Genomic DNA, 6,277 nt, shown 5'->3' on the forward strand with positions numbered 1-6,277 from the left:
CCACGCGCTGGACCGGCAGGTTCAGTTATGTCACAGCGCGCGTAAGCGCCCGATAAGCCGCGTCCAGGATATTCACAGGTTTACCGCGAAGAGTGGCATGGGTAGGGGAGCCTGGCGACCTATCGAAAGGAGACCGCGTGGGCGAGTTGACGGCCACGATCCACCAGCGCCTGTCCGATGCGTACAATTCGCTCCGGACGGCCCGTGACACGGGCGACGATCTCCTGATCGACGCCCAACAGGCCGAGATCGACGACCTGCGGCGCACCGCCGCAGACCACGGGATCGACCTTCCGCGCTGCGGCTGAGCACACCGCGGGCCGACGCCCGCACCTGAAACGTACGGGGGCCCCGCACCGATCCGGTGCGGGGCTCTGCGTACGCGCCGAACGGATCCTTCCTCGACCGGATCCTTCGTCAGCCGCTCGCGGCGCCGGCCTCGTCCAGCAGGTCGTGCAGTGGAGCGAACAGGTCGGGGGCTGCGGCCATCGTGAGGCCCGCGCTCGGCGGGGCGCCGTGCAGACCGCCGACCGACCCGCCGGCCTCCTGGACGATCAGCGCGCCCGCGGCGAAGTCCCAGATCTTGGGCCCGCTCTCGTAGTAGGCGTCGACGCGCCCGGCGGCCACGGAGCACAGGTCGGCGGCGGCCGAGCCGCCGCGCCGGATGTCGCGGACGCGCGGCAGCACGCGCAGCAGGGCCTCGGCCTGGCGGGCGCGCAGCTCCGCGGCGTACCCGAACCCGGTGGCGATCAGGGCCTGGTCCAGGGGGACGCCGGTGTTGCACCGCAACTGTCGGATCGAGCCGTCCACGCGCACCAGGTGGGAGCCCTGGCCGCGGGCGGCGGTGTACAGCTCGCCGCGCATCGGCACGGCGACGACGCCGACCAGGACCTCACCGTCGACCTCGGCGGCGATGCTGACGGCCCAGTCGGGCAGGTCGTACAGGTAGTTGACCGTGCCGTCGATCGGGTCGATGATCCAGCGGACGCCGCTGGACCCGCCGGTCTCGCCGCCCTCCTCGCCGAGGAAGGCGTCGCCCGGCCGGGCGGCCCGGATGCGGTCGACGATCAGCCGCTCGGACGCCCGGTCCATCTCGGTGACGACGTCGGTCGAGCTGCTCTTGGTGTACGCGACGCCGAGGTCGGCCGGTCGCTTGTCCACGAGCATGACGGCGGCCACCTCCGCCGTGCTGATCGCCAGTTCCAACAGCTCCTGCAGGTCTTGCACGTTCCCCCCTCTTGATTCAGGCCCGTACGGCCTCGTACGCGTCCGGCGCCAGGCCGGCCGTCAGCCCGTGCGGCGGCAGTGGCCCGCGGCGCAGCAGTCCGGGCGCGGGCCGAGACTCCCCAGCGCGGGGCGTTCCGTGCCGTCGCGTTCGAGGAGCAGCTCACGGACCATCGCGACGAAACGGGGATGGACGCCGGGCGTCGCCGCGCGCTCGATCCGCAGGCCCAGCCGGTCGGCGAGCTCGGCCGCCTCGACGTCCAGGTCGTACTTGACCTCCATGTGGTCGGAGACGAACCCGACCGGCACGATGACCGCCGCGCGGACGCCCTTGGCGTGGATCTCGGACAGGTGGTCGAGGACGTCCGGCTCCAGCCACGGCACGCTGGGCGGGCCGCTGCGGCTCTGGTACACCAGGTCCCAGGGACGGCCCTCCGCCACGAGGGCGGAGATGTCGTTCAGCTCGGCGACGTAGTCCTCGCGGCCGGGCTGGGCCAGCGGCACGCTGTGCGCGGTGAAGACCAGGCGCGCGTCGTCGCGCAGCTCGGCGGGCAGCCGGTCGAGGGCGGCCCGGGTGTTCTCGATCATCGGCTCGACGAAGCCGGGGTGGTTGTAGTAGATCCGGAGCTTGTCCACCTCGGGGGCGTCCTCGACCTCGGCGCGGGCCCGGTCGATGTCCTCGAGGTACTGCCGGCAGCAGGAGTAGCCGCTGTAGGCGGAGGTCACGAACGCCGCCGCCCGGCGTACGCCGTCGGCCTTCATCTGCCGCAGCGTGTCGGCGAGGAACGGATGCCAGTTCCGGTTCCCCCAGTAGACCGGCAGGTCGAGGCCGTTCGCGGCGAAGTCGGCCTCGATGGCGGCCTTGAGGTCGCGGCAGTGCCGGTTGATCGGGCTGACGCCGCCGAAGTGGTGGTAGTGCTCGGCCACGCTCTCGAGGCGGGCCCGCGGGACTCCCCGGCCCCGCGTGACGTTCTCCAGGAACGGCATGACGTCCTCGGGCCCCTCCGGCCCACCGAAGGACAGCAACAGCAGCGCGTCGTACGGCATGCCCACCATCCAACCAGCAGCGCGACACCGCCCCGCACGGGTCCGTGGCTCGTCCTAGGAGTAACGGCGGGCGTAGGCCTGGGCCAGGGACAGGACGTTGTTCACGTACGACTGCGAGTGGTTGTAGGCCCAGATGGCGCGGGACAGGCCGCTGCCCCCACGCCCGGCGCCGCTGGCGCACAGGTACTTGGCCGCGGCCGGGACGGCGTCGTAGGGGTCCATGATGTCGGCCTTGCCATCGCCGTCGCCGTCGACGCCATAGGTCCGCCAAGTGGCCGGCATGAACTGCATCGGGCCCAGCGCGCCGGCGCTCGACGGGCCGGTGTTGCGCCCGTGGTCGCTCTCGATCTGCCCGATCGCGGCCAGCACCGTCCACGACAGGCCCGGGCAGAGGCGCGCCGACTGCTGGTAGAGCGCGAGGTACGTGCCGGGGCGCCCGGCCGACGACCGCTGCTGCTGCGCCGGCTGCCCCTGGGACGGCGTCGCGGACTGGTGCAGGTCGATGACCTGGCTGTGCGCGCCGACGAGCTTGCGCAGTTGCGAGCCGAGCATCGCGTGGTCGGCGCCGGGCGCGTTCACGAGGAGGGCGAGGTCGTGGACCAGCCCGATCCGGCGCCCCATCTCGCGCCCGACGAGCACGTTGATGCCGGGCAGGCCCAGCGAACCGGAGCCGCCCATGGTGACGAACAGCTGCGTCCGGCCGATGATCGGATACTGCATCGACTCGCGCAGCCCGAACTGCTGCTGGACCTCGTCCGTCACGACGAACCGGTCCTGGGCGAGCGCGTTCCACAGCCCGTCGTTCTTCGCGGTGCCGGGCGGGGTCCAGGCGCGGAACGCCGACGGGTCCACGGCGAACATGTTCACCCGGCCGCCCTGCAACTGCACCGCCCCGGCGTCCACGGTGATCACGTCCCGTACGCGCTTGACGTGGGAGACCGAGCGCAGCCGCGCCGAGGTGACCGGGCGGTCGGCGACGACGAGGAAGTCCGGGTCGACGACCCGTCTCAGCGCGGCGGGCTGCTCGGTGCTCGGCACGATCGTGGTGACGGGCCCGTCCGTGGCCCTCCGCCCCGAGGCCGCCGCACCGTCGTCCTTCGGCGTCGTCTTCGGCGCGGCGGTCACGACGTACACCGCGCCGCTGGCCACGGTCGCGGTGGCCGCCAGCGCGATGGCCGCGACGGCGGCCGGGAGTCCTCTGCGCACGAAACGTCTCATCGCTACTCCCAACGATCGGGCCCGGACGGTAGTTACCCATGACTCGCGGGGACTCGACAGGCATGGCCCGACGGACAAGGATCATGTCACCGGGCTTGCCCGAGCCTGGCGCAACGTGAGTAAATTTCGTGTTATGCCCCCCGTCACACCTCAGACCTGGCGAAATTGGGCCGGTAACCAGCGCGCCACCCCGCGCCGCGTGGTCACGCCCCGGTCCACCGCGGACGTCGCCGCCGCCGTCAAGGCCGCCGCCGGCGCCGGCCTGCCGGTCCGGATGACCGGAACCGGGCACTCGTTCACCGACGTCGCGGCGACCGAGGGCCTCCTGCTGCGGCCCGATGGGCTCACGGAGCTGCGGTCGGTCGACACCGCCACCGGCCTCGTGACCGCCGAGGCGGGCATGCCGTTGAAGGTGTTCAACGAGCAGCTCGCCCAGCACGGCCTCGCGCTCGCCAACATGGGGGACATCCAGGAGCAGACCCTGGCCGGTGCGACGCAGACCGCCACTCATGGGACCGGCCGCGACGCGGCGGGCCTGGTGTCGCAGATCGCCGGGCTCGAACTCGTGCTGGCCGACGGCAGCGTCGTCACCTGCTCCCGTGAGGAGCGGCCCGAGCTGTTCGACGCGGCGCGCGCCGGCCTCGGCGCGCTCGGCGTCGTCACCGCGATCACCTGGCAGACCGTCCCGGCGTTCCTGCTGGAGGCGCGGGAGGAGCCGATGCGGTGGGAGGAGGTCCTGGAGCGCCTGGAGGAGTTCGCCACCGGCAACGAGCACTTCGAGTTCTACTGGTTCCCGCACACCGACGGCTGCCTGACCAAGCGCAACAACCGGGCGGCCGGCCCGGCCGAGCCCCTCGGGCGGTTCCGGCACTGGCTGGACGACGAGTTCCTGTCCAACTCGGTGTTCGGGGTCGCCAACCGCGTCGCCCGCCGCTTCCCCGCCACCATCACGACGATCAACGGCGTGTCCGCGCGGGCCCTCGGCGCCCGGACGTACACCGACGTGTCGCACAAGGTCTTCACCAGCCCGCGCCGGGTGCGGTTCAAGGAGCAGGAGTACGCGATCCCGCGCGAGGAGCTGGCCGACGCGCTGCGGGAGGTCCGGGCGCTCATCGAGCGCCGGGGCTGGCGGATCTCCTTCCCCATCGAGGTGCGCCTGCTGCCGCCGGAGGACGCCTGGCTGTCCATGGCGTACGGGCGCGACAGCGCCTTCATCGCGATCCACGTGTACCACGCGACCCCGCACGAGGAGTACTTCCGCGGTGTGGAGGAGATCCTGACGCCGCTCGGCGGCCGTCCGCACTGGGGAAAGCTGCACACGCGGGACGCCTCGTACCTGGAAGGGGCGTATCCCCGGTTCGGCGACTTCCTCGCGCTACGCGACCGGCTCGACCCCGAACGCAGATTCGCGAATCGCTACCTGACCCAGGTTCTCGGCACGTGAAGGCCGTAGACTCCCTGGTGTCGCATCCCGCTCGCGCGGCGTGCTGATTCCCTTTCGCTCCGACCGGTAACCGCGCAGGACCCTTCTACCGTCAGCATCCACCGATCCCCCGGCCGCCTCCCACGACAGCGACCGCGTGAGCCACGCAAGAGGGACGGCATCACGCGGCAAAGGATCCACAAGAATGGTTAAGCCCCCCGCCCCCGCGGCTTTCGAGCAGGCAAGCTGGGACGACACTGCGGGAACTTGACAAGGATCACGTCGCGAGGGCGGCGATGTTCGGACATGCCGGGTACGGTGCTGGCGGGCAGGTGCGTCCTGACGCGAGACTGGTAGGACCGGGGGAAGGGCACGCATGCGCCCCGAGCCGCGTCGGACAGGGCACGAAAGGACACGCATGCAGGAGCTGCGCCTCGTCGCGGTCAGTGAGGACGGGTCGTACCTCGTCCTCGCCACCGCGGGACGGGGCACCCGGTTCACGCTGCCAATCGATGATCGGCTGCGCGCCGTGGTCCGTGGACATTTCTCCCGCCTCGGCCAGTACGAGATCGAAGTGGAGAGTCCCTTGCGTCCCAAGGAGATCCAGGCTCGCATCCGCGCTGGAGAGACAGCGGAAGAGATCGCCGAGACGGCCGGCATTCCGGTGGAGCGTGTCCGCTGGTTCGAGGGACCGGTTCTCCAGGAGCGCGAGTACATGGCGCAGCAGGCTCAGCGCGTGCCCATCCGACGCCCGGGAGAGTCCTCGCCCGCCCCGGCCCTCGGCGAGATCGTCGAGGAGCGTCTCGGCCGCCGCGGCATCGACCTGGAAGAGGTCGAGTGGGACTCCCGCAAGTGCGAGGACCTTACGTGGCGGGTCAGCCTCTCCTTCTACTACGACGGCCGTCCCTACTCCGCGGAGTGGGCGTACGACCCACGACGCCGCCACATCTCGGCCGTGAACGACGAGGCCGCGCGCCTGTCCTCGCTCGACGTCGAGGAGCCCGTCGACGACACGGTCACCCCGTTCATGCCGCGCCGCGCCATGAAGGTCGTCGGCGACCCCCTACGCGGCCAGCCGCGCGACCAGGCTCCGCCGCCTCCGCCCGTTCCGGTCCCCGGGCCGGTCCTGCGGGACGAGCCGCCGGCCGAGCCGGCCGTCGTCCGCGACGTTCCCAAGCCGGTGCCCGACGAGCCGGCCGCGCTCACCCCGCGCCCCCGTGAGGCCCGCCCGGAGATCGTCGCCAGGCCGCAGGAGCTGACCGTCCCGAGGCCCGCCCCGGCCGCCGAGCGCCCGGCGCCCGCGCCGCAGCCGGCCGAGCCCGAGCCGGTCGCCCCGCCCGCCGCCGCGCAGTCGCCGGCCACGCC

Annotated in this window: 6 protein-coding genes; 3 read left to right on the forward strand and 3 right to left on the reverse strand. The window is 72.1% G+C overall.

The window, feature by feature from the left end; all coding sequences use genetic code 11:
- Window positions 1-137: 137 nt before the first annotated feature.
- Entirely contained in the window at window positions 138-308 is a 171-nt protein-coding gene (locus tag ABD978_RS24805) for a hypothetical protein (protein ID WP_345359074.1), read from the forward strand.
- 109 nt (window positions 309-417) lie between these two features.
- Here ABD978_RS24805 and ABD978_RS24810 read toward each other — a convergent pair whose 3' ends face one another.
- The 3 genes from ABD978_RS24810 to ABD978_RS24820 are packed head-to-tail and all read right to left on the reverse strand — an operon-like array spanning window position 418 to window position 3,477.
- On the reverse strand, window positions 418-1,227 hold the full coding sequence (locus tag ABD978_RS24810) for an inositol monophosphatase family protein (RefSeq protein ID WP_345359077.1): 810 nt from the start codon (window positions 1,225-1,227) through the stop codon (window positions 418-420).
- Between the two features lie 60 nt (window positions 1,228-1,287).
- On the reverse strand, window positions 1,288-2,271 hold the full coding sequence (locus ABD978_RS24815) for a ferrochelatase (RefSeq protein ID WP_345359080.1): 984 nt from the start codon (window positions 2,269-2,271) through the stop codon (window positions 1,288-1,290).
- A gap of 54 nt (window positions 2,272-2,325) precedes the next feature.
- Window positions 2,326-3,477, reverse strand: a complete 1,152-nt coding sequence (locus ABD978_RS24820; RefSeq protein ID WP_345359083.1) for a lytic transglycosylase domain-containing protein — start codon at window positions 3,475-3,477, stop codon at window positions 2,326-2,328.
- 145 nt (window positions 3,478-3,622) lie between these two features.
- On the opposite strand from ABD978_RS24820, the gene ABD978_RS24825 reads away from it, so the two are divergent.
- Complete coding sequence (locus ABD978_RS24825; RefSeq protein WP_345359086.1) at window positions 3,623-4,933, forward strand: D-arabinono-1,4-lactone oxidase; 1,311 nt, start codon at window positions 3,623-3,625, stop codon at window positions 4,931-4,933.
- 397 nt (window positions 4,934-5,330) lie between these two features.
- A partial coding sequence (gene sepH, locus ABD978_RS24830; RefSeq protein WP_345359089.1) for a septation protein SepH occupies window positions 5,331-6,277 on the forward strand: 947 nt, incomplete at its 3' end.

The organism is Actinoallomurus liliacearum (assembly GCF_039542035.1).
Classification (GTDB): domain Bacteria; phylum Actinomycetota; class Actinomycetes; order Streptosporangiales; family Streptosporangiaceae; genus Actinoallomurus; species Actinoallomurus liliacearum.

Bases quoted from the DNA above. Each gene is read 5' to 3' on its own strand.
- ABD978_RS24815 (WP_345359080.1), bottom strand. From the start codon at position 2,271: ATGCCGTACGACGCGCTGCTGTTGCTGTCCTTCGGTGGGCCGGAGGGG.
- ABD978_RS24825 (WP_345359086.1), top strand. From the start codon at position 3,623: ATGCCCCCCGTCACACCTCAGACCTGGCGAAATTGGGCCGGTAACCAG.